This window comes from Arthrobacter sp. TJ-217 (assembly GCF_058269255.1).
This window is the reverse complement of sequence record NZ_JBZCNJ010000011.1, coordinates 12,084-32,463: the sequence shown is the minus strand read 5'-3', so window position 1 is coordinate 32,463 and position 20,380 is coordinate 12,084. Positions and strand designations below refer to the sequence as shown.

Sequence of the window (20,380 nt, the reverse complement as noted above, 5' to 3'; positions counted from 1 at the left end):
CGTTGAGCGGCGACCGCCGCTCAATTCATCCCACCGATAGGAATAGAGAATGCGCGCGCATTACGGAAAAGCCACCGCAGCCTTTGCCATGGTTTCTGCGCTCACACTGGCCGGCTGTGCAGCCGGCGGGGAAGACACCGCAGGTGCCGAAGCCGCCTCCTGCGAGCCGGCCTCGGGCCCCGTGGAGCTGACCTACACCAGCTGGGTTCCCGGCATGGACAAGGTTGTCGAACTCTGGAACGAGGAAAACCCCGACATCCAGGTCAAGGTCCAGACCGGACCGAACGGCAACTCGGGCACGTACCAGAACTTCTTCAACCAACTCCAGGCCGGCAACGCCCCCGACCTGGGTCAGGTTGAGTACGACGCCCTTCCCAACTTCCGGGTGCAGGACGGCCTCGAAAACATCGCTTCCTGCGAGGGAGTCTCCGACGCCAAGGACCAGTTTGTTGACTGGACCTGGGGCCAGGTGACCTTCGGTGAGGAAGACGCCGTCTACGCAGTGCCGCAGGACAGCGGCCCGATGGCCATGTTCTACCGCGCCGACCTCTTCGAGGAGGCCGGCATCAAGGTGCCGACCACGTGGGATGAGTACGCCGACGCCGCCGAGCAGATCAAGGAACGTGGCTCGTACATCACCAACTTCCCCCGCGGCGACGTCAACTGGTTCGCAGGCCTCGTGTGGCAGGCCGGCGGACAGTGGTTCGGCAATGACCAGGAGGGCTGGGACGTAAACCTCACCGGCGAGGAGTCGGAGAAGGTTGCCGGCTACTGGCAGGACTTGCTGAGCAAGGACCAGGTCTCCACCCTTCCGTCCTTCTCGGATGAGTGGAACGCGTCCTTCAACGAGGGCGATCAGTGGACCTGGGTCTCCGCCGTCTGGGGTGCCTCGACCCTGGCCACCGGTGCGCCCGACACCGCCGGCAAGTGGGCCGTTGCCCCGATGCCGCAGTGGGAAGAAGGCGGAAAGGCCGCAGGCAACTGGGGCGGCTCGTCAACGGCTGTCCTGAAGGGCTCGGAGCACCCGCACGAAGCGGCCCAGTTCGCCCTGTGGCTGAACACCGATCCCGAAGCGCTCGCGCTCGCCAACGAGCTCGGCGGCCTGTACCCGGCTGCGAAGTCGGCGTCGACCCTCGACGCGTTCAGCGGCGGTGTTGAGTTCTACGACGACGCCAAGATTTACGACGTCTTCGCCGAGGCGTCGTCGAACGTCAACCCCGACTTCACCTGGGGCCCGACGATGACGCAGACCTACACCGACGTCTCTGACGGATTCGGCAGCGCCATCGGCGGCAGCGGAACCCTGATGGACGCCCTTGAAAACGGCGAGAAGAAGACAATCGAGTCGCTGAAGTCCCAGTCGATTCCCGTCAAGGAGTAACCCAGCACTCTCCTTCCGCGAAACAGCAGATCACCACCTCCGCCGCACCGGCAGGGGTGGTGATCTGCTGTTTGGGCAGGGGCGGCGTAAGACTTCCGGTGATTCTGCCGCGGCGCCCAGACCTCCCCTAAACTAAGGCAAGTGGTGACGCGCCGCGCATTTCTTCGGGGAGCGGTCCAGTGTGCACTGCTGATATCGGCTGTGAGCTGCGGAATCGATGGAGGACGCGTGCAGAATAAGGAGCACCCGGCAAGGCTCAGCGCGCGTCCCGACCAGGTGGACCCCGGAAACCGCACAATGAAAGGCACCCATCCGCTGGGTCTTGCACCGCGCCGGGATCCGGTTGTCTACGTACCGGAAAGCCTCAAGCCGGAGCAGCCAGCTCCCCTACTCGTGGCCCTCCATGGTGCTGGGGGCGACGCCGCCGGCGGCCTGGCGCTGCTGAGCACCGTTGCCGAGAAATACAGCATCGTCGTCCTCTCCCCAGCCTCCCGCGGCTCGACCTGGGACGCCATCCACCAAGGGTTTGGCCCCGACGTCGATCTGATCAACCGCTCGCTGGAGCAGGTGTTCGAACTCGTCTCCATCGATCCGGAAATGATCGGCATCGGCGGCTTTTCCGACGGCGCCTCCTACGCCCTCGGCCTCGGCCTGGCCAACGGCGACCTCTTCAAGCGCATCCTCGCCTTCTCCCCCGGCTTCATTCCCATCGCCCCGCGCACCGGGAATCCCGCCGTCTTCATTTCGCACGGAGTCAACGACGCCGTCCTGCCCATTGAGTCAACGAGCCGCAGGATCGTCCCGGTGCTCCAACGCGAGGGTTACGAGGTTATCTACCGCGAGTTCGACGGCCCGCACACCGTGCCCGTCGGAACCGCCCAGGAGGCGGCCGGCTGGCTGAACTGGCAGCAGCACCACCGGATGGAGGGTTGATTATCAGCGACATCATGCGGCTCGAAGCCCTTGTCACCGGCGAGGTCCAGGCTGTGGGCTTCCGGTACTGGACGTTGAAACAGGCTCAACAACTCGGCCTTTCGGGTTCGGCCGCCAATCAGAACGACGGGTCGGTGCGGATCGTCGCCGAAGGGGAGCAGCCTGACGTTGAGGAACTGCTCCGGCGCCTGCGCTCCGGCCGCACGCCGGGTCAGGTGGAGAACGTGGAGGCCACGTTGGGTGAAGGAACCGGCGCGCTCACCGGATTCGACACCCGCTAGGAGGCTGCGTCTTCCTCGGCGAGGATCGCGTTCAGCGAGACGGCGGTCCGGTACGCGTCGCCCGCCGCGGAAATGAGCTGCGCCGCGGGATCCGCAACATTTCCGACGGCCCACACTTTCTCCACGCTGGTGCGTCCAAGTTCGTCGGTAGAGAGACAGCCGTCCTCGCGCAGCTCACAGCCCAGATCCCCGATCAGCGGCCCGTCGACCTCAGCCTGCGGCTCGCAGAACAACGCATCACACGGAACCGACCGCCCGCCGGCGAGCTCGGCCGCCGCGAGGCCCCCGGGCCCCGAGACCAGACGCTGCACCTGGCCCTCGGCGACAGTGACCCCACGCGCCTTGAGCCGGCTGCTGTCTTCGGGGCTGAGGGTGCCGATCTCGTGAACGAAGAAGGTAACGTCAGGCGACCACTGGCGAAGCAGCACGGCCTGTTGGACCGAGGAATCACTTGTGCCGAGGACACCGAGCCTGCGGTCGCGCACCTCCCACCCGTGGCAGTAGGGGCACTGCAGCAAGCCTGTCCCCCAGACATCCCGCGCACCCTCGATGCTCGGCAGCACATCCCGCAGGCCCGTGGCGACGACGACGTGGCGCGCACCCAGCACCGCTCCGGCGTCCAGGGTGACGAGCCAACCGGGCCCCGCGGCTTCGGCCGCAACAGCCGTGCCGTAAAGCATCTCCACTCCGTAGGCGGCGGCATCTTCCCTGGCCAGTCGGACCATCTCCTCGGGGGCGGTGCCGTCGCGGGTCAGGAACCCGTGGGCGAGTTCGGCGGCGGCATTGCGCGGCCCCCGGGCGTCGACAACGGCAACGGCACGCCGCGAGCGCCCGAGGACCAGGGCCGCGCTCAGCCCGGCCATTCCTCCGCCGATAATGACCACGTCGTACTCTTCGTATTCCCCGGTTGGCATGGATATATTTTTACACAGAATCGGGGGTTTAGTCAGCTGGCTTACTATTAACGTCCGGTTGAAGATTTTTCTTGACCACGCGCCCGGGCCGCACCCCGCAGCACCTTGATGAGCGATGTGAACCGCTCGTTGCCTGCAAGGTCATCGAGCAAAACGGCCCTGCCTTCGGCATCGGCCAGCGGGATGCGCCAGTTGGGGTATTCATCGTTAGTTCCTGGCTGGTTCTGGGTGCGCCGCTCCCCCACGGCGTCCGCGAGCGCAACACCAAGCAGCACGGACGGGGTTTGGGCGATGAAGGCGTGGAGGGCCTCGACGGTTTCCTGCACCGACACCTCCTCGACGTTACGCAGCAGGCCGCGCTCCCTCAGGACGGCAAGGAACTTCGCCTGCGTGGCCCTGTCTTCGGCGCCCTCCTCCTCGACCGGGCGGCTGAGCAGCCCCAGGGATTCGCGCAGCACCACATGCTCGCCGGCCAGGTATCCGGCCGACGGCGGGAGGTCGTGGGTGGTGACCGTCGTCAGGCAGGCCCTGCGGTAACGCTCAGGCAGAAGTGGACCGTTCGCGTCCTGTTCAAACCACAGGATGGAGGTTCCAAAGATTCCGCGTTCGGCGAGGTACTCCTGCACCCCTGGCTCGAATACGCCAAGGTCCTCGCCCACCACCACGGCTCCGGCCCGCTCGGCCTCAAGCGCGAGGATGCCGATCAGCGCCTCGTGGTCGTAGTAGACGTAGGCGCCGTCCCCGGGCTCACTGCCCTGCGGGATCCACCAGAGGCGAAACAGTCCGAGGATATGGTCCACGCGGATCCCTCCGGCGTTGCGCAGGATATTCCGGAGCATGTCGCGGAACGCCGCGTAGCCGGATTCGGCGAGGCGCTCCGGGTGCCACGGCGGCTGGCTCCAGTCCTGCCCGTGCTGGTTGAACATGTCCGGCGGGGCACCAACGCTGATGCCCGAGGCGAGGACGTCCTGAAGCGCCCATGCGTCTGCCCCGCTGGGGTGGACACCCACGGCGAGGTCGTGCACGATGCCGATGCCCATTCCCGCATCCGTCGCCTCAAGCTGCGCCTCCTGCAGCTGTTCGTCGCACAGCCACTGCAGCCACTGATGGAACTCAACCCTCGGGGCAAGCCGTCTGCGCTGCTCCAGCGCTGCGGTGGTGCCGGGGCGGCCGGCCGACTCCCACTCCGGTGATCCCGGCGGAAGGGTCTCCGCGAGAGCGGACCACAGGGCGAAGTTTTCGAGGCCCTCGCCCTGCTCGGCGCAGAAATGGTCGAAATCCGACTGCCGCTGGGCCGGGCGCTCCACTTTGAAGATGAGCTCAAGGGCCGAGATTTTGGCCGCGTAGGACGCGTTGCGGTCAAGCAGGTCAGTGGTCGAGTTCGCTTCGCGGAAGCCCGCTGCGAGCCGCTCGACTTCGGCATGGGAGGCCGGGTCGAGCCGGGCATACTCCGGGATATTCTCGATCCGCAGGTAGAGGGGGTGGAAGAAGCGCCGGGTGGTCGGCAGGTACGGGGAGGGCTCGACGGGCGGTTTCGGCTCCGCAGCGTGCAGCGGGTTCACCAGGACGAACCCCGCGCCCTTCTCCGCAGCCACTGCCGCAAGTTCGCCGAGGTCTCCGAGGTCTCCGATCCCCCAGGAGCGCGTGGAGCGCACCGAGTAGAGCTGGGCCATGAGGCCCCAGGTGGTCGAGTTCAGGAGCTTGCCCGTGGTGCTCAGCCGGTCCGGCGTGACCACGAGCGTGCACTGCTCTTCGCGTCCGCCTGCCGTGACGTGAAGGGTATGCCATCCGAGCGGGAGGGCGTGGGGCAGGGTGGCGCTCACGCGCTCGACTTCCTGACCGTCAACTACCCGGGTCTGTGTCGGATCACCTTGGGTGCCGCAGGTGTACCGCAGCCCATCTTCCCCCGCCACCCAGACCTCGGCCTCGGCACCGGCCGGAAGGTGGAGCGTAACGGGTTCCGGCTCGTCGTGCCGGACGACGACGACCCGCGGCAGCATCCGGAGCCAGGGCTCGGTTTCCTGAAGGTCAAGGGAGGCTTGGACCGCCTCCTCACTGGAGGCGGGAACACCCAGCGCGGCGAGCACCGCCACGAGGGTTTCCGGCTGGACCTGCTTCAGGGCGCCGTCCCACCCGAGGAATGTGGTGCTTACCCGATGGGCTTCAGCAAGACGCTGCAGCGGGGTGGGCAGGGGGGACGGTGCATGTGTTTCGGCCATCCCTCAAATGTAGGGGTGGCGGGTGCTCTCCTCCACCTTCGCCCCGCCCCAGTGCCCCATCCTTGACACGGAAGCGTCAGATGGGGCCTGTGTCTTCAAGGCTGCGGCGGGATCAGCCGCCCTGCCTCGACACCAGGTAGGTTGACCCATCGGCGTTGCGGACAACCTCCCACTGCTGAAGTTCCTCCTGGCGCCGCTTCTGTGCGGCATCGTTGCGGTACGCCACGGGTCCGGCGGTTGATCCCTGCTGCGCGGGACCGAATACCGCTCGCATCCTTCCGGTTGCCGCCATGAACCTCAGTGCGAGTCTCTGCTTCTCAGCCATTTCCGGTGTCCTCCCGCGGCCTGGGGCCGCCTCCTGCAGTCGATTCTGTTGATATTCCTTTCAACCATTAGCACACTAACAAAATTCCAGAGGGCCAGCCGACGCGCCCAGGTCCTACTCCCCAGTAACTTATCCTCCCAACCCCTTGCTAAGTTACCCATCAGTAGCTTACAAATGTAACTTCAGTCACATTTTCGCTTCACTTTGAGTGCCCCTGGGCCGGCAGAGGGTCCGGCGCTCACCGTGCACTGCTCAACGACGAGTGCTTGCCGGCATTTCCGCTCGTCGACCATGCCCTCAGGGGCGTTTCGCTTCGAGAACGGAATTTCTGCATGCTCAGGTCCACTGCGCCCTCCAACCGCCTCCATGCGGTCCTCACCATCTTCCTTGCTCTGCTCCTCATTGCCCTCCTCGCCTTCTTTGCGCTGTTCACCGGGAAAGTCGCCAACGGCGCCGGGCAGCTCCAGGACGGCGCCGTCCAGGCCAATGACGGCTCAGCGGCGCTCAGCGAGGGCGCCGAAAAGGTGCGGGACGGCTCGAAGGAACTGGCATCCGGAACGGCGAAGCTCGATGCCGGAACCGGAAAACTGACAACCGGCCTGAAGTCCGCCGGAACCGGAGCGGCGGCCCTCGCCCGGGGCGCAGCGGAACTCAAGGAAGGCACCGGGACGCTGAGCGCCGGGGCAGATACCGCGGCAATGGGTGCCGCCGACCTGCAGGCGGGCACGGGCAGGCTTGCCGCCGGAACCGAAAAGCTTGCAGCGGGAACCGCGCAGGCGCAGAGCGGCGCCCAGCGGGTGGCCGACGGCGCCGCGAAGCTTCATGCAGGTGCCGGCCAGCTCGCCGACGGAACCCGGCAGGCGCTCGACGGTTCGGCCGCCCTGAGCGCCGGCACCAACGACCTGCTCGCCGAGGTTGAAGCATCACTTCCCGACTCCGCCCGCCTCGCCGAAGGTGCCCAGAAAGTCGCAGCCGGCGCGGCAACGCTTCGTGACGGAGCGGTGCAGCTCGATGCGGGCGCGGGACAGCTCAGCCAGGGGATCTCCGACGCAAAGGACGGGTCGGGGCAGCTCTCCAAAGGAACGGCCGACCTCCTGGCTCTGGCCAATCACCCGGTCTACGGCAACATGACGCTCAAGTCGCTGCTCCCCCAGCTGGATGCCCTCAACTCAGGCGCAGGCCAGCTCGACGCCGGGCTCGGTCAGCTCAAGGCGGGAAGCGCCACGTTGGCCGAGACGACCGCAACCCAGGTTGTTCCCGGAACCGCGGCTCTGGCCGACGGTGCCGCCCAGGTGCAGGTGGGCACGGCCAAGTCGCAGACCAAGCTGAACCGCCTCTACACCGAAGGGCTCACTCCCCTCTCGGCGGGTGCCGGAAAGCTGACAAGCGGAATGCAGCGCCTCGACGCGGGGTTCAACGGTTCGGGGACCAGCCCAGGCCTGCTCCCCGGCGCCGCGCAGCTCGCAGAAGGCGCAGCTACCCTCAACGGCGGCCTGATGCGCCTCAATGCCGGCTACCAGGGCACCGCCACCGAACCGGGCCTCCTGGCCGGCGTGGCCAAACTCTCCGACGGCGCCACCCGGCTCAGTGACGGCAATGCGCGGCTGGCCGACGGCGCCTCGCGGCTCGCCGCCGGTTCAAACCGCCTCGCCACCGGAACCACTACCCTGAAGAGCGGGATGGGCAAGCTCAACGAGGGGGCCGGCGCACTCGACACCGGCGCATCCAAGCTCAACGAGGGCGCGGCGCAGCTGGCCGAGGGCAACACCAAACTCGCCGACGGCGCGGCCAAGCTGGCAGTCGGCAACGGCAAGCTCGCCGCGGGAACGGAGCGCATGTCCGCCTCAACCTCGGCCATGACTCCTGCCGCTGTGGTTTCCTCGCCGGGCATTCTGGCACTGATGATTCCGCTGGCCATCCTCGGCGGACTGCTGGCCATGATGCTGCTCACCCGCCGTCGCCTCCACTAGGACCGGCAAAGGAAAGGGGTGCACCAGGAACTGGTGCACCCCTTTCCCCATGTGGCCGTCAGTGCTGGTCCACCCAGGCGTGGGGGGCGGCGCGGCGGGCGCTGGGCAGCGAGTTGTTCAGCCGCCACTCGTGGATCCAGTCCGGAAGCACAAGGTTCGCCGGGGGTGAACCGAACGCGGCGAGGATGTCTTCGATTGGCACCGGCCCGCGGGGAGAGACGAGGCGGGTTGCGATGAATGCACGGGCGTAGATCTCGCCTCCGCTCACCATCCGCTGTTCGAAGTAGAAGGCGCGGTCATCCATGCCAAGGATCCGCGTCTCAACCGAGTAGCGCTGGCCCAGCTGCAGCGACTTGCGGAAGCTGATGGTCTCTCCGGCTGCAACCGGGCTCCAGCGGAGTTTGCGCATTTTCCGCCATACCCCGCTGCGGATCATCAGGTCGAACCGGCCCAGGTCCATGAGCGAAAAGTACATTCCGTTGTTGACGTGCAGGGCGATGTCGATGTCGGTGGGAAGGACACGCAGCGGAAGCGAGGATTGGCCCCACACGCTCAGCGCCGGTCGGCGGCGGGAAGTCCAGAGCAGGAGGAGAGTACGGAAGATCAGGTGCATCCCCCTAGGTTACCCGCCGGTAACCCCTAGGGAAGGGCGCTCACGGCCACAACAGGTCGGTTCGCCAGCCCTGCCCGGAGCGCGAATAGAGAAGGCGCGTGTGGCGCCGCTCGAGGTCCGCCTGCCAGAATTCGACGGCGTCGGGAGCCACTGTGAAGATCGACCAGTCGGGTGCCTGCAGCGTGGGCTCGGATTCCAGTCGGCCCAGTTGGCCTTGGACCGCGGCGTCGAGGGCTGCCCTGCTCTCGAGCACGCTGCTTTGGGCGCCGGCCAGGACCAGCGCCCGGGCCACCGGGTGGCGGCGCTGGAAATCCGCATCGTTCTCGGCGGAACCTCCAGTGCTGACTGCGCCGCGGACGCGTACCTGGCGCCCGAGCTCCGGCCAGAAGAAGGTGAGCGCGGCGCTGGGGTTCGCGGCGAGCTGCCGGCCCTTCGGACTGTTGCTGCTCGAGGCGACGGACCAGCCGGACGCGTCGACATCCTTGAGGATGACCACCCGCGCGTCGGGCACCCCGCCGTCCTGTGCGGTTGCCAGGTGAACCGAATGCGGCGCGTGGAATCTCGAGTCGACCGCCAGGGCAAGCCATTCGACGAAGAGGTCGATCGGCGAGGCCGGGGCCTCCCGGGGATCGAAGGAAGGCATGCTCTCGGGAAATACCGGAGCACCGCGGAGGAGTTCCTGCACTGTTCTTGAGTCGCTCACTGCGCCATCCTAACCTCCGGTCCGCCGGCCCGCCCGGGCATTTCCTCAACCTGCCAATGCCGCCGCCGTCGTCATAGGGTCGAATCATGACAGCCGAGGAAGACCGTTTTGCCGGATCCCGGGACCTCACCCGGTGGGCGACCCCCGTGGGCCGCTGGCTGGTGCGGGCGGTCCGGCCGCTGGCCCGCTGGGTGGGTCCGCACTGGGCGATCCTCCTGCTCCTGGCGATCGGCGGCGGCTTGGCCGCGGCGCTGACCACGGCGTCGGCCGAGGTCTACGAATCGGTGGTGGAGTCCGATGGCGTTTCGGCGCTGGACCGGCCGGCCCTGGACGCCGCCCTGTCACTGCGCGAGCCGTGGCTCAACTCCCTTGTCACCGCTTACACGAATATCGGCGGGCCGATCGGCATGCCACTGTTGACCACCGCCGTGATGGTCCTGCTCGCCTCGCTGCGGAAGTCGTGGACACCGGTGATCCTCATTGCTGCGGCCGCCCTCGGATCCCTCCTGATGACCGTTGCGGGCAAGGAGATCGTCGGACGGCTCCGCCCTCCCCTTGAAGCTGCGGTTCCGCCCTACGAAAGTTCGCCGTCGTTCCCCAGCGGGCATTCCCTCAACGCGATCGTGATTGCCGGAATCGTTGCCTATCTCCTTGTGCTTCGTCCGGAGCGGCGCAAACGCACGGCGGCGGTGGTGATCGCCGGTGCCACCCTCTTTGCAGTGACGATGGGGCTGAGCCGGGTCTTCCTCGGGCACCACTGGTTCACCGACGTCCTTGTCGCGTGGACCCTCGGGCTGGCCTGGCTCGCCGTCGTAATCACCGCCCACCGGCTGCTGCTGACCCTGCGGGCACGGCGGGCAACCGCCGCGGACGAGGACTAGGACGGCTCCTGCCCCGAGTGTCAGTAATAGGTCAGGGCAAAATGGCGACCGCGCGCACCGGCGACCCGTCGAGCCCTGCCAGCCGCAGCGGCAGCGCCGAAAACAGCGGGTCTGGCCAGGTCACAGCGTCGAGGTTCGTGAGGTTCTCGACGATCGCGCCTCCGGCTCCGAGGATCACCGCATGGACCGGCAGCTCGAGCGGCGCGCCGGGCTCGGCCGGAAGTGTTCGGTCGGGGTTCAGGGTGTCGACGCCGATGACGCTCACCCCAAGGCCCAGGAGGCGGGAGGCGATGTCGGCGGAAAGCACGGGATGCTCGAGGTACATGGCGGTACCGAAGTGACGGGACCAGCCGGTCGAGAACAGGACGATGGTTCCCGGGCGCACCCCGCGGAGCTGGTCCTCGACGTCGGACCACTCCACGGTGGCGTTCCGCCCCGCCGACTCGGCCCGGACCACGAGGGCCGGGCCGTGGAGCTGCGCGAGCTCCAGCTCGTCAACCGCGGCGCCGCCGGTCACGGTGTGCAGGGGCGCGTCGACATGGGTGCCGCTATGCGTACCGAGATGGAGCTCGGCCACCTGGAACCCGTCCGCGGAAAGCGTTGCCGCGAGCATCGTGTTCACGAAAGGGTCACCCGGGAAAACCTGCATGCCGGCGGTGATGGGCTGGCTCAGGTCCACAACCTTCACGCGGCGCCCTGTCCCGCCTCGGCGAGGTGCTGCTGGCCGTGGCCGGTGCGGGCGATCTTCCGCCTCAACGCTGCCCATCCGACGTAGAGCGCCGCGGAGATGACGAAGGTAGGGATCGTTGCACCGAGCGGACTTGGTGCAACGTAGGTGAGCAGCAGGGACGATGCGGCACCGATCACCCAGACCACCACGGCTGCGGCGTTAACTCCGCCCTGGTACCAGTAGGCGCCTCCCTTGCCCTTGAGGATGTCCCGGGAGTAGAAGCCGCGCTTCACGATGTAGTAGTCAACGAGCATGATGGCGAAGACGGGAATGAACAACGAGCTGATCACAACGAGGAAGCTGGTGAACTGATCGAGCAGGTCAAGCCATGTTGCGCCGAGGATGGAGATGGCGCCCAGGATCAGTGCGGTGGGAAGGAACTTCAGCCGGGTCGACGGGACCATGTTCACCACCGAGGACACCATGCCGTAGACCACCATGGTGTTTGTCGCCATGACGGACAGGAAAATCACGACGGCGAGCGGTGCGCCGAACGCCGCAACGATGACCGTCGGGTCGAACGCCGTTGCTTCCCCGCCGCTCAGGACCACGTACGCGATGGCGGTTGCCCCAAGGCTCATGGCGAGCACCGTCGAGAGGATGTAACCGATTCCCGATCCGATCATGCCGCCGGCCTGCGAGCGTGCAAGCCGGTTGAATTCCGCCGAGAGCACCGTCCAGGAGATGGCTGTGGCAATCACGATGTCGAGCACCACGATTCCCGTCATCCCCAGCGCGGGGTCCGCGGGCAGGGCGGCGAAGTCGGCGGGCGGGTATGAGGTGAATGCGGTGATGAAGACGTAGCCCATGATGCCGAGGATCACGAGCGCGAGCCACGGCTCGACCTTGGCGATGCCCGCATGCCCGAAGATGGCAAGTGCGACGACGAGCAGTTGGCACAGCACGGAGAAGAGCACCGGGCTCGAGAAGCCGGTGGCCTGCTCAACGAGGAAGTTGACAGTGACGCCGGCGAGCATCGCCTGGACCCAGCTCCAGCCCATGAGAATGACGACGTTTGCGGCAACGGGAAGGAACGATCCGCGCAGCCCGAAGGACCCCTTCGTCAAGGACATCGTGGGCAGGCCGGTGCGGGTTCCCATGTTGCCGACGAGCACGAGAACCGCGCCGCCGATGATGGTGCCCAGGACGATAAGGCCCAGCGCTAGCGGCCAGGACACCCCGGGGACGAAAAGGGTTCCGGTCAGCAGCGTCGTCACGACGAGGTTGGCTGCGAGCCAGATCATGCCGATTCTGCCCAGAGGCAGCGTTCCCTTGATCGGGCCGTAGCCTTCGGAATTGTTGTCGAGCTGGGTGGACAGCCGCGACCATGCGCTGCCCCGGGGTTCTGTGTGCTGCGGGAGGGACATGTTTCTGCCTCAGTTCGAAGGGGAAGGCACTGGGGAAAGGTGTTCGTGGATTGCGAGAATGCGCCCGTCGGCGGTCCTGCGGAAAATGATCGTTTCGCGTTCATTCACCGTTTCCTCGGCTCCGCCGGACCGCGTGGTGGTGCGCACATCGTGTGCGAAGACTGCGGTGTCTCCGCTGAGCTGGATGAGCGCATTGCTGCTTTCGCAGGCAACCACCCGCCATCCCGACGCCAGCCAGGACTGCCAGAGCTCCTCGTAGGCCGCCCGGGTGTCGAGGCGGGCGGCCTCGTTGTGGAAGATGAAGCTGGCTTCGGGCGAGAAGGCCCCGAAGTACGCCTTGGTATCGGTGGCGGCGAAGGCGCCGACGAGCGCTGCTGCTGCGCGGTGCACGTCGGCCGGGGTCAGTGGATCCTGCTGCATAAGCGTGGCTCCGGGATTGAGGAGTTGATCTGGGTGCAACTTCTGTTTACAAAAGTGTGAAGTGACGTGTGCAACATTGTCAACGGACTTTTGTATCCCGGACTCTCTGGCGGGTAGGCGAGAATTGGAGGATGAGCTCTTCGCTTGATTCGCTCCTGCCGCGCGAGCGCGCCGATATCGTCCCCGGCGCGGTTCACATCCCGGACTGGCTGACGCTTGACCAGCAGAAGGAACTTGTTGCGGCATGCCGCCGCTGGGCCGCTGGGCCGGTACCCATGCGTGCGGCGCGGATGCCCAACGGGGGCGTGATGTCGGTGCGCACTGTATGCCTGGGCTGGCACTGGCAGCCCTACCGGTACAGCAGGACAGCGGACGACGTCGGCGGCGGACCGGTGGCACCCTTCCCCGACCCTCTGGTGACGCTGGGCAAGAGCGCCGTTGCCGCAGCGTTCGGGCCCGACGCAGCAGCCGGATATGCCCCGGACGCCGCCCTCATCAATTTTTACGACGCCGCGGCCAAGATGGGAATGCATCAGGACAAGGAGGAGTTGTCGCCGGAGGCGGTGGTCTCGATCAGCCTCGGGGATTCCTGCGTTTTCCGTTTCGGCAACGCCGACACCCGGGGCAAACCGTGGCGCGACGTGGTGCTGGAGTCGGGCGACCTTTTCGTTTTCGGCGGCCCTGCCCGCTTTGCCTACCATGGCGTGCTCAAGACCGCGCCCGGGACAGCGGACCCCGCTCTCGGGCTGACGGGCCGGCTGAATATTACGCTGCGGGTCACCGGACTTACCGGCTGACCCAGCACCCTACCCCGAAGCCCTCGCCCCCTGCTGTGCCATGCGCGCGGCGGTCATCAGCTTGAAGCGGCGCCGCTGGCGCGGTGGGAGCAGTGCAAGGTACTGCGGGTTGGCCCGCAGAAAGTCCTGGGACTCGGGGCAGTACGGGGTCACGGCCAGGCGTCGGCGATGCGCATTGAGCAGCACGGACTGCATGAGGAAGGGCTCCAGCCCCATCTTGCGGAACCGCGGATCGACGACCGCATGAAGCAGCAGCACGTCTCCGCCCCGCATCTCGTACTGGACGTATCCCGCCATAATCCCGTTTCGGTAGAGCTCAAACCGGGAAAAAAGGGCGTTGTCGCGGAAGACTTCGCGCACTCCCTCGGGTTCGGTCCTTGGCTCGACGATCGATTCGCGCCGTTCAAGTTCGACGACGAGGGCCTCGTACTGTTCGCGGGTTTCCATGGTTGGGAAGTCACAGTCGAGAAGCTGGTAGGTTCGGTTGCACAAAGTGCGCAGCTGCCTCGTGGGAACGGTTGAAAGATCGGCGGGAAACTCTGCCTCATCGCCCTGCCGGGTCGAAGGCAGTGCGAGCCGGGAAGTCCTCGTCCAGGATCCACTGCTCGAATTTTCACCCGCGAAGGGCTGCTGTGGGTGATCGAGTACTTGCGGGAAATGTTCCATGGGTTTTGCTCCACAATGGTGCGTCCAGGGCCTCCTGCTTGACCGTTCGTGAAGTCTAGTTCACATTCTTCAAAAGGGAAAGGTCAGGGTGCTGAGGATCCCTTCCGTTCTTGTTTGAATGAAACCAGAGTGCTGGAAACAGCCCCAAGGCAATAGAAATGACGCTTTATGGACAGCTCTCTCCCTCCCGCCCTCCGACGCCGTGTGCCCAAGGTTTCCGACCTGACGCCGCTGATCCGGTTCCGCAGACCGGAGTTCGGAGCGCAGGCCCGGCTACGGCGGGCCAACACCATCTGGGACCTGCGCAGCATGGCCCGCCGCCGCACACCCACCGCCCCCTTCGACTACACCGACGGGGCGGCCGAGGGCGAAGTGTCGCTTGCCCGTGCGCGGCAGGCCTTCCGGGACGTTGAGTTCCAGCCGAGCGTTCTCCGCGGAGGAGGAGCGGTGGATGCGCGCACGATGATCCTGGGGGCGGAATCGGCCCAGCCCTTCGGCATAGCGCCGACGGGGTTCACCCGGATGATGCACTCGGAGGGCGAATACGCGGGCGCCCGCGCGGCCGAGGCCGCGGGCATCCCCTACACCCTCTCAACGATGGGCACGGCGTCGATCGAGGACGTCTCAGCGACGGCACCCGGTGGCCGCAACTGGTTTCAGCTGTACCTTCTGACCGACCGCGACCGCTCGATGGAGCTGATTACCAGGGCGGCCGCGGCCGGGAACGACACACTGATGGTCACTGTCGACACTCCCGTCGCCGGTGCCCGCCTGAGAGATGTCCGCAATGGTTTGACCGTCCCTCCAGCACTGACCCTCAAGACGCTGGTTGACGCCTCATACCGCCCGTCCTGGTGGTTCAACTTCCTGACCCATGAGCCGTTGACCTTCGCTTCCCTCTCCCGCTACCCCGGCACGGTGGCCGAGTTGATTAACTCGATTTTCGATCCCACGCTCAGCTACGACGATCTCGACTGGCTGCGCAGTGTCTGGAAGGGGAACCTTGTGGTGAAGGGCATCCAGACCGTCGACGACGCCAAACGCGCGGTGGACCACGGGGCGGACGGCGTCGTCGTCTCCAACCACGGCGGCCGGCAGCTGGACCGCGCCCCGGTGCCCCTCCACCTGCTCCCCGCGGTGGCGGCCGAGCTGAAGGGCAAAACATCGATCCTCTTCGACACAGGAATCATGAGCGGAGGTGACGTCGTGGCCGCCGTGGCGCTCGGAGCCGACTTCACGCTGATCGGCAGGGCATACCTGTACGGGCTGATGGCGGGGGGTCTCGCTGGGGTTCAGCGAAGCCTGGAAATCCTCAGCACGGAGGTGGCCCGGACCATGCAGCTCCTCGGCGTGAACGGAACTGCCGAGCTGAATCCGGATCACGTCCGACTACCGCGTACGCCATTGGATTAGCCGCGATTTTCCAGATCCGCGGTGGTTTGTAAGACCCTGCGGCCGGGGCCGCAGGATCACTCAATCACCGTCCCAGATATCAATCTGATATCGAACCCTTCTTGCGTCGAACTTTGGCGCTAGCATTCAGAAAGCGGCGCGCCGGTATGCGTGTTTTGATTGAGGGTCTGGGGACATCACAATGCAAAAGAAACGGGTGCAGTACCCGCTTAATTACCGGCGCGCCCGGACACTTCTTTTTGCCGTTGGGGCTTTTTGGTTATGGGTCTGGTTTGGAAGCGCAGGGCTCGTCTCGGCCGCCTCCGACACTCCGGCCCACGCGTTCCTCGCGATCTACGCCCTGAGCGCGGCCGTCCTGGTGTCGCTTCCCGCCGCAGCGCTCGCCGCCGCCTGGATGCTGGTCAGCCGGCCGGCCGCTCGGACCGGGAGCGTCCACCAACTCCAGGCGCGCCCGCCCGCCTCCGATGGTGCCGCGCACTGGTGGTACGAGAACAGGGCGTCCTAAAACACCCGCCTGCTGTCCCGGGAGCGCAAACCAAAACGGCGCCCCTAAGTGGAGCGCCGCTGAAAGTGGACTGGTGAACGCGCTGAATCAGCCCTCACACTCGTTGCAGTATTTCTGCCCGTTCTTTTCAAGGGCAATCTGACTGCGGTGGCGCACCAGGAAGCACGAGGCACAGGTGAACTCGTCCTCCTGGGGCGGAATGACCTGAATCAGAAGCTCTTCCCCGGAGAGGTCCGCCCCGGGAAGGTCAATGCCCTCCGCGGTGTCGCCGTCCTCAATGTCCACTGAAGAAGACTGCGCGTTGCTGCCCCGGTTCGCCTGGAGCGCTTCGAGGGACTCGGCTTCCTTGTCCTCGTCATTATTCCGCGGTGCGTCGTAATCCGTTGCCATGCCGGTGCCGTTCTCCTGGGGGTGTTGCGCTAATGAAGCCTGTTGCAGCAACCGAGTCTAACCGTAAATGGTAGGCCCGTTGACACGATGGCGAGGATATGCCGTGACTCTTGTCATATCAGTCAAACCTCCCTCACCCACTCCGGGTGCGCCCTCCAAAAGCCCCTCCGCCAGACCCGGCAGCACGTGCTCACCGGCTCTTCCCGGAAAGGTAACGCTAAGCCCCCCGAAATACCAGATGGGCTAGCATTACGCTATGGCGACGAAGCTTCCGGAACCAGCCCCAAGCTACTGGTTCACAGCGGACGAGCAGCGCGACCGCGGGCTTGATGTTCTACGCGCGCTTCGCGATTACCGATCATCGGAAACGGCGATGCGTCGACGCACGCGGGACGCCATGGGAATGAACGAAACCGACCTGCTCGCCGTCCGCTTCCTCCTTCAGGCCGATCAGGCCGGCCGAGCGATCGGGCCCAAGGAACTAGGGGCAAGGCTCGGAATATCGTCGGCCTCGACGACAACTCTCATCGACCGGCTCGTCAAGAGCGGTCACGCCCGGCGCGAGGACCACCCCAGCGACCGCCGCGCCCTCGTGATCAGGCCGACCGCAACCTCGGATCACGAGGTAAGGGCCACCCTCGGGGGGATGCACGCCCGGATGATGGCGGTCGCGGCCTCCCTCAGTGATGAGGAAGCCGAAGTAGTGGTTCGGTTCCTGACGAGGATGCGTTCGGTCCTCGACGAACCGGATACCGTCCGCTCATAGGCGCCCTGCGGAGGGTCGACGTCCACGTGCTCAATCCCAGCTGGCACGGTGCCGCTGGGACTGCCGGAACCCTCTGCCATGATTAAGTTCTGCGTGATTGCAAAGAGATCCCGCCGTCTCAGCGGCGGGCCCGCCGGCGCGTTGCCGGTACAAGACAGGGGGAGCCATGGAAGACGAGTCGCCACCCGTCACGGACGTCGCGGGAACCTTCACCCCCTGGCCGCGTCCGGTTCCGGCGCCCGTGCTGGGTACGGCGAAGAAGGCGCTTTTGATCCTCATGGCCGTAACCGTTGTGCACCAGTTCATGCCCGCCGGAGACGCCGGCTCTATTGCCAGTGAGCTCTTTACCATCGCCCTTCTCATGTCCTGGCTCTCACCTGCCAAGAGGGTGCTCGCCCGCGTCTCCGCACGGCGCGGACCACGCGGCTAGGAGCACCGCCCGGCACAGGCTTGGAGAGGATCGGGCGCACGGCGCTGGTTGACCGGCCAGAGTTCAGCCAATACTGGTAAAGCGGGATAAAAGCAAGCACTGGCGGGCAGTCGAATAAAGCAACGCCACTGGTTACGGTGACAGTGCAGGGGCAACCGTCCTGCAGACTCGGAGAATGTGGTGGGCGGCACGGAAAACTGGATGAAGCGCGGTGCAATGGTTCTGGCTCTTTGCGCTGCCCTCCTCACAACGGGTCCTGCGGCAACCGCCACCAGCCTGGTCACTCCGTCGCAGACAACGGACCCGGCGCCGCCGCCGCAGCCAGGCTTCGAAACGCCCGTCCCTCCGTTTGAGCCCCTCCCCACGGTTCCGCCGGGCGAGCCCACCCCTTTCCCGGAACTGCCGGAGGTTCCCACACCTGCACCCGAGCTCCCCGTCCCGACCCCGGAGGCCCCCACTCCAGCCCCGGAGGCGCCAACCTCACCGCCGATGGCCCCAGCCCCGGCCCCGGCACCGGTGGCCCCTGCGCCTGCCCCTGCCCCTGTAGTGCCGGCGCCTGCACCGTTAGCTCCGCAGGAGGCCGCCCCGCCTGCAATCATCCCGAATCAGCCGGCGCCAGCGCCTACGCGCGCGCAGGAGAAGCCGCGGCCCCGCTACACCCTCGCGCCGTCGCCTGAACCGGAGCCGACCCCCACGGCAAGGGCTCCCCGCGCGGAACCGTCGGATGAAGCATCAGCGGAGCCGGTGGTGGTCAGTGGCCCGGAAGCACCACGCCCCAACTTCGACCGGATGGCAGGTGTCGGCGCGACGCTGATCCTTGCAATCGGCGCCCTTGCCGGCTTCATCGCCTACTGGAGGCAGCCCGAACCGGAAACCGACTAGCCACCCCGCCCACTGAACTCACGGGGCCGGCAGCGCTTGGGATGCCGCGATCCGCCCTATCCTTGGGGACGACCACTTCCGACGACGGCTGAGGGTCGCTCAACCCAGGGAGGTAGCCGTGAGGGTGGGACCGGACCCGCCTGCCGGATCACCGGCCGCGCCGGTGGCCCCACGTGACGGCATGGCCCCGTCGACGCGGGTACCTTGACCGCCTCGGCACTCAGCACTAGGTTATCGAATATCGTTAACTAACTAGGAGCGGACATGGCCTCTGCCGGGCGGAAATCCACCGTAATCCCACGCCGCAAGCCAGCGCAGATCGTTTCGCGGCGCGACGCCGTCTTCTACATGGTGCTTGCCGTTCTTGCGGGAGCGCTCAATACGGTGTTCATCAGCTCAACCATCCGCACCCTTCTCACCGGCCCGGTCACCTTGGATCTCCCGCTGGAAAACGTTTCACCACCCCGGGTCGACGGCAGTGCCGAAGCGGTTCTTGGCGCGCGCTACAGCACCGCCGAGGTCGCCTTCGCAGGTCTTCCGTCCTACGAGGCGGGCCTGCTGGCCTCATCCGCGGCGCTGAGCGGAGTCATCGTGCTGGCCATCTCGGTCCTGGTTTTCGTGTTGTGCCGCCGGCTGCGGGCGGAGCGGCCGTACACCGAGGGATCGGCGCGGGCCGTCGGCATCACCGGGATCATTGTGGCCACCGCCGGCACCTTCGAGCAGGTCCTGGATGCCGCGGGACGGAGCCGCCTCGTTGAGTATTCCGGGCTTTTCCCAGCCAACACTGGATCCGGCTACTTTGTCCTGGATCTCAATCCGGCACCTTTGGTCATCGGGGTGGTTATGTCGCTCTTCGCCGCCATCACCCAGCGTGGGCGCCGCCTTCAGGACGACGTGGACGGCCTCGTCTGATGCCTGCCGACGAGGCCAGGATTCACTGTCGTCTCGACGAACTGCTCGATGAGCGAAACATGACCCTGACCGAACTCAGCGGGCGCGTGGGGATCAGCCTGGTGAACCTTTCGGTGCTCAAGAACGACAGGGCGAAGGCCATTCGGTTTTCAACGCTGTCCGCGGTCTGCGAGGCCTTGCAATGTCAGGTGGGTGACCTCCTGGTCCTCGCCCCTTCATCTTCCTGAGCGGGAATCAGCCCGGGAGCACCTCATCCGCGGCACGGTTGGTCCGCTTGTAATAGGCACGTGCAGCGCGGACGCGCGTCCCGCAGGCGGGCGTACACCACTCCCGGCGGGGGTGGTCCTTGAGGAAGAACAAGTAGCATCCCGGCGCCTGGCAGTCCCGGAGCAGGGCACTCCGCTCGCCGGAAAACAGGTCGACGGCGTCGCGCGCGAGCGCCGAAAGGGCGGCCTTCGGCGCCTCGCCTTCCGCACGGGCCGACTTCTTCAGTGTTCCGTCCGGCGCCATGGCGAGGACCGGGGAGGCCGGCGCCAGTGCGGCGGCGCGGTTCAAGACGTGGACCGGCTCCTCGGCCGGGCTTTGGCCCTTGGTGAGGTCCTCGGCGATATCTCGGATAGCGGAGCGCAGCTCGAGGTACTGGTTGAGGTCGCCCTCCCCCGCCGCGGCGAGCTCCTCGTACGCGAGCTCGACTCCATTGAGCCGCGGCGCTACGACGGCGGTCCAGGCGCCAACGTCCTGCGGTGAGGCAAGTCCTTCCCGGAGCTTCCCCCGCACCGCGTAGTAGGTATTTGCGAGGTCAAGTGCGGGGGAGTCCCCAATGACCGGGGCTCCACCCTCATACTTCAGGGCCATGTTCTCATGATAACAGCAAGTTGCATG

The 20,380-nt window shown here is 66.2% G+C and carries 24 protein-coding genes; 13 read left to right on the top strand and 11 right to left on the bottom strand.

Going from position 1 to position 20,380, the window contains the following annotated elements:
• Window positions 1–49 precede the first annotated feature (49 nt).
• The 3 genes from AC4D2R_RS16920 (at window position 50) to AC4D2R_RS16910 (ending at window position 2,595) form a co-directional block, all read left to right on the top strand.
• The gene (locus AC4D2R_RS16920) at window positions 50–1,381 is read left to right on the top strand and encodes an ABC transporter substrate-binding protein (protein ID WP_490941267.1); all 1,332 of its coding nucleotides are present in this window, start codon (window positions 50–52) and stop codon (window positions 1,379–1,381) included.
• Between the two features lie 228 nt (window positions 1,382–1,609).
• Window positions 1,610–2,314, top strand: a complete 705-nt coding sequence (locus tag AC4D2R_RS16915; protein WP_490941266.1) for an alpha/beta hydrolase — start codon at window positions 1,610–1,612, stop codon at window positions 2,312–2,314.
• On the top strand, window positions 2,311–2,595 hold the full coding sequence (locus AC4D2R_RS16910; RefSeq protein WP_490941265.1) for an acylphosphatase: 285 nt from the start codon (window positions 2,311–2,313) through the stop codon (window positions 2,593–2,595). Before AC4D2R_RS16915 ends, AC4D2R_RS16910 begins: the two co-directional genes overlap by 4 nt.
• Here AC4D2R_RS16910 and AC4D2R_RS16905 read toward each other — a convergent pair.
• The 3 genes from AC4D2R_RS16905 to AC4D2R_RS16895 all read right to left on the bottom strand — a co-directional run bounded on the left by AC4D2R_RS16905 (window position 2,592) and on the right by AC4D2R_RS16895 (window position 6,053).
• The gene (locus AC4D2R_RS16905; RefSeq protein WP_490941264.1) at window positions 2,592–3,509 is read right to left on the bottom strand and encodes an NAD(P)/FAD-dependent oxidoreductase; all 918 of its coding nucleotides are present in this window, start codon (window positions 3,507–3,509) and stop codon (window positions 2,592–2,594) included. The two genes, AC4D2R_RS16910 and AC4D2R_RS16905, sit on opposite strands and share 4 nt — an antisense overlap.
• A gap of 47 nt (window positions 3,510–3,556) precedes the next feature.
• On the bottom strand, window positions 3,557–5,728 hold the full coding sequence (gene malQ, locus AC4D2R_RS16900) for a 4-alpha-glucanotransferase (protein WP_490941263.1): 2,172 nt from the start codon (window positions 5,726–5,728) through the stop codon (window positions 3,557–3,559).
• A gap of 112 nt (window positions 5,729–5,840) precedes the next feature.
• Complete coding sequence (locus AC4D2R_RS16895; RefSeq protein ID WP_490900551.1) at window positions 5,841–6,053, bottom strand: hypothetical protein; 213 nt, start codon at window positions 6,051–6,053, stop codon at window positions 5,841–5,843.
• A 332-nt stretch (window positions 6,054–6,385) separates the two neighbouring features.
• Between AC4D2R_RS16895 and AC4D2R_RS16890 the strand changes: the two genes are divergently transcribed.
• Window positions 6,386–8,023: a hypothetical protein gene (locus AC4D2R_RS16890; RefSeq protein ID WP_490941262.1), complete on the top strand. Its 1,638-nt coding sequence runs from the start codon at window positions 6,386–6,388 to the stop codon at window positions 8,021–8,023.
• Window positions 8,024–8,081: 58 nt separating this feature from the next.
• Here AC4D2R_RS16890 and AC4D2R_RS16885 read toward each other — a convergent pair whose 3' ends face one another.
• A complete protein-coding gene (locus AC4D2R_RS16885) occupies window positions 8,082–8,636 on the bottom strand; it encodes an acyl-CoA thioesterase (RefSeq protein ID WP_490941261.1) in 555 nt (184 codons plus the stop codon).
• A gap of 40 nt (window positions 8,637–8,676) precedes the next feature.
• Window positions 8,677–9,339 (bottom strand): pyridoxine/pyridoxamine 5'-phosphate oxidase, encoded by a 663-nt coding sequence (locus tag AC4D2R_RS16880; protein ID WP_490941260.1) that lies wholly within the window; start codon window positions 9,337–9,339, stop codon window positions 8,677–8,679.
• An 86-nt stretch (window positions 9,340–9,425) separates the two neighbouring features.
• On the opposite strand from AC4D2R_RS16880, the gene AC4D2R_RS16875 reads away from it, so the two are divergent.
• Window positions 9,426–10,220, top strand: coding sequence for a phosphatase PAP2 family protein (locus AC4D2R_RS16875; RefSeq protein ID WP_490941259.1), 795 nt, complete (start codon window positions 9,426–9,428; stop codon window positions 10,218–10,220).
• Between the two features lie 31 nt (window positions 10,221–10,251).
• Here AC4D2R_RS16875 and AC4D2R_RS16870 read toward each other — a convergent pair whose 3' ends face one another.
• Genes AC4D2R_RS16870 through AC4D2R_RS16860 form a run of 3 tightly spaced genes read right to left on the bottom strand, consistent with a single transcriptional unit; the run spans window position 10,252 to window position 12,737 of the window.
• Window positions 10,252–10,908 carry a cyclase family protein gene (locus AC4D2R_RS16870; RefSeq protein ID WP_490941258.1) on the bottom strand — a complete coding sequence of 219 codons (657 nt, stop codon included), beginning with the start codon at window positions 10,906–10,908 and terminating at the stop codon, window positions 10,252–10,254.
• Window positions 10,905–12,317, bottom strand: a complete 1,413-nt coding sequence (locus tag AC4D2R_RS16865; RefSeq protein ID WP_490941257.1) for a purine-cytosine permease family protein — start codon at window positions 12,315–12,317, stop codon at window positions 10,905–10,907. Before AC4D2R_RS16865 ends, AC4D2R_RS16870 begins: the two co-directional genes overlap by 4 nt.
• A 9-nt stretch (window positions 12,318–12,326) precedes the next feature.
• A complete protein-coding gene (locus tag AC4D2R_RS16860) occupies window positions 12,327–12,737 on the bottom strand; it encodes a YybH family protein (protein ID WP_490941256.1) in 411 nt (136 codons plus the stop codon).
• Between the two features lie 131 nt (window positions 12,738–12,868).
• On the opposite strand from AC4D2R_RS16860, the gene AC4D2R_RS16855 reads away from it, so the two are divergent.
• Window positions 12,869–13,534, top strand: coding sequence for an alpha-ketoglutarate-dependent dioxygenase AlkB family protein (locus AC4D2R_RS16855; protein ID WP_490941255.1), 666 nt, complete (start codon window positions 12,869–12,871; stop codon window positions 13,532–13,534).
• 9 nt (window positions 13,535–13,543) lie between these two features.
• Here AC4D2R_RS16855 and AC4D2R_RS16850 read toward each other — a convergent pair whose 3' ends face one another.
• Window positions 13,544–13,981: a GNAT family N-acetyltransferase gene (locus AC4D2R_RS16850; protein WP_490941254.1), complete on the bottom strand. Its 438-nt coding sequence runs from the start codon at window positions 13,979–13,981 to the stop codon at window positions 13,544–13,546.
• A 387-nt stretch (window positions 13,982–14,368) separates the two neighbouring features.
• On the opposite strand from AC4D2R_RS16850, the gene AC4D2R_RS16845 reads away from it, so the two are divergent.
• Together AC4D2R_RS16845 and AC4D2R_RS16840 are read left to right on the top strand one after the other, a co-directional pair.
• Window positions 14,369–15,613, top strand: coding sequence for an alpha-hydroxy acid oxidase (locus AC4D2R_RS16845; protein WP_490941253.1), 1,245 nt, complete (start codon window positions 14,369–14,371; stop codon window positions 15,611–15,613).
• A gap of 181 nt (window positions 15,614–15,794) precedes the next feature.
• Window positions 15,795–16,118, top strand: a complete 324-nt coding sequence (locus AC4D2R_RS16840) for a hypothetical protein (RefSeq protein WP_490941252.1) — start codon at window positions 15,795–15,797, stop codon at window positions 16,116–16,118.
• Window positions 16,119–16,205: 87 nt separating this feature from the next.
• Here the strand turns inward: AC4D2R_RS16840 and AC4D2R_RS16835 are convergent, their stop codons facing one another.
• Entirely contained in the window at window positions 16,206–16,508 is a 303-nt protein-coding gene (locus AC4D2R_RS16835; RefSeq protein WP_490900539.1) for a DUF4193 domain-containing protein, read from the bottom strand.
• A gap of 256 nt (window positions 16,509–16,764) precedes the next feature.
• On the opposite strand from AC4D2R_RS16835, the gene AC4D2R_RS16830 reads away from it, so the two are divergent.
• The 5 genes from AC4D2R_RS16830 to AC4D2R_RS16810 all read left to right on the top strand — a co-directional run bounded on the left by AC4D2R_RS16830 (window position 16,765) and on the right by AC4D2R_RS16810 (window position 19,725).
• Window positions 16,765–17,274 (top strand): MarR family winged helix-turn-helix transcriptional regulator, encoded by a 510-nt coding sequence (locus tag AC4D2R_RS16830; protein WP_490900538.1) that lies wholly within the window; start codon window positions 16,765–16,767, stop codon window positions 17,272–17,274.
• Window positions 17,275–17,440: 166 nt separating this feature from the next.
• Entirely contained in the window at window positions 17,441–17,704 is a 264-nt protein-coding gene (locus AC4D2R_RS16825) for a hypothetical protein (protein ID WP_490941251.1), read from the top strand.
• Window positions 17,705–18,451: 747 nt separating this feature from the next.
• Window positions 18,452–18,586 carry a hypothetical protein gene (locus tag AC4D2R_RS16820; RefSeq protein ID WP_490941250.1) on the top strand — a complete coding sequence of 45 codons (135 nt, stop codon included), beginning with the start codon at window positions 18,452–18,454 and terminating at the stop codon, window positions 18,584–18,586.
• A gap of 264 nt (window positions 18,587–18,850) precedes the next feature.
• Window positions 18,851–19,498, top strand: coding sequence for a hypothetical protein (locus AC4D2R_RS16815; protein ID WP_490941249.1), 648 nt, complete (start codon window positions 18,851–18,853; stop codon window positions 19,496–19,498).
• On the top strand, window positions 19,498–19,725 hold the full coding sequence (locus AC4D2R_RS16810; RefSeq protein ID WP_490941248.1) for a helix-turn-helix domain-containing protein: 228 nt from the start codon (window positions 19,498–19,500) through the stop codon (window positions 19,723–19,725). The genes AC4D2R_RS16815 and AC4D2R_RS16810 overlap by 1 nt, the downstream gene beginning before the upstream one ends.
• A 7-nt stretch (window positions 19,726–19,732) precedes the next feature.
• Here AC4D2R_RS16810 and AC4D2R_RS16805 read toward each other — a convergent pair whose 3' ends face one another.
• Entirely contained in the window at window positions 19,733–20,353 is a 621-nt protein-coding gene (locus AC4D2R_RS16805) for an ABATE domain-containing protein (RefSeq protein WP_490941247.1), read from the bottom strand.
• Window positions 20,354–20,380 lie beyond the last annotated feature (27 nt).

What these genes read in the sequence shown, in the direction of transcription:
- AC4D2R_RS16810 (WP_490941248.1), top strand. Translation starts at nt 19,498, where the DNA reads ATGCCTGCCGACGAGGCCAGGATTCACTGTCGTCTCGACGAACTGCTC.
- AC4D2R_RS16890 (WP_490941262.1), top strand. Translation starts at nt 6,386, where the DNA reads ATGCTCAGGTCCACTGCGCCCTCCAACCGCCTCCATGCGGTCCTCACC.
- AC4D2R_RS16835 (WP_490900539.1), bottom strand. Translation starts at nt 16,508, where the DNA reads ATGGCAACGGATTACGACGCACCGCGGAATAATGACGAGGACAAGGAA.
- AC4D2R_RS16895 (WP_490900551.1), bottom strand. Translation starts at nt 6,053, where the DNA reads ATGGCTGAGAAGCAGAGACTCGCACTGAGGTTCATGGCGGCAACCGGA.
- AC4D2R_RS16875 (WP_490941259.1), top strand. Translation starts at nt 9,426, where the DNA reads ATGACAGCCGAGGAAGACCGTTTTGCCGGATCCCGGGACCTCACCCGG.
- AC4D2R_RS16825 (WP_490941251.1), top strand. Translation starts at nt 17,441, where the DNA reads ATGGAAGACGAGTCGCCACCCGTCACGGACGTCGCGGGAACCTTCACC.
- AC4D2R_RS16830 (WP_490900538.1), top strand. Translation starts at nt 16,765, where the DNA reads ATGGCGACGAAGCTTCCGGAACCAGCCCCAAGCTACTGGTTCACAGCG.
- AC4D2R_RS16920 (WP_490941267.1), top strand. Translation starts at nt 50, where the DNA reads ATGCGCGCGCATTACGGAAAAGCCACCGCAGCCTTTGCCATGGTTTCT.
- AC4D2R_RS16840 (WP_490941252.1), top strand. Translation starts at nt 15,795, where the DNA reads ATGCAAAAGAAACGGGTGCAGTACCCGCTTAATTACCGGCGCGCCCGG.
- AC4D2R_RS16865 (WP_490941257.1), bottom strand. Translation starts at nt 12,317, where the DNA reads ATGTCCCTCCCGCAGCACACAGAACCCCGGGGCAGCGCATGGTCGCGG.
- AC4D2R_RS16885 (WP_490941261.1), bottom strand. Translation starts at nt 8,636, where the DNA reads ATGCACCTGATCTTCCGTACTCTCCTCCTGCTCTGGACTTCCCGCCGC.
- AC4D2R_RS16850 (WP_490941254.1), bottom strand. Translation starts at nt 13,981, where the DNA reads ATGGAAACCCGCGAACAGTACGAGGCCCTCGTCGTCGAACTTGAACGG.
- AC4D2R_RS16845 (WP_490941253.1), top strand. Translation starts at nt 14,369, where the DNA reads ATGGACAGCTCTCTCCCTCCCGCCCTCCGACGCCGTGTGCCCAAGGTT.
- AC4D2R_RS16855 (WP_490941255.1), top strand. Translation starts at nt 12,869, where the DNA reads ATGAGCTCTTCGCTTGATTCGCTCCTGCCGCGCGAGCGCGCCGATATC.
- AC4D2R_RS16905 (WP_490941264.1), bottom strand. Translation starts at nt 3,509, where the DNA reads ATGCCAACCGGGGAATACGAAGAGTACGACGTGGTCATTATCGGCGGA.
- malQ (WP_490941263.1), bottom strand. Translation starts at nt 5,728, where the DNA reads ATGGCCGAAACACATGCACCGTCCCCCCTGCCCACCCCGCTGCAGCGT.
- AC4D2R_RS16805 (WP_490941247.1), bottom strand. Translation starts at nt 20,353, where the DNA reads ATGGCCCTGAAGTATGAGGGTGGAGCCCCGGTCATTGGGGACTCCCCC.
- AC4D2R_RS16815 (WP_490941249.1), top strand. Translation starts at nt 18,851, where the DNA reads ATGGCCTCTGCCGGGCGGAAATCCACCGTAATCCCACGCCGCAAGCCA.
- AC4D2R_RS16860 (WP_490941256.1), bottom strand. Translation starts at nt 12,737, where the DNA reads ATGCAGCAGGATCCACTGACCCCGGCCGACGTGCACCGCGCAGCAGCA.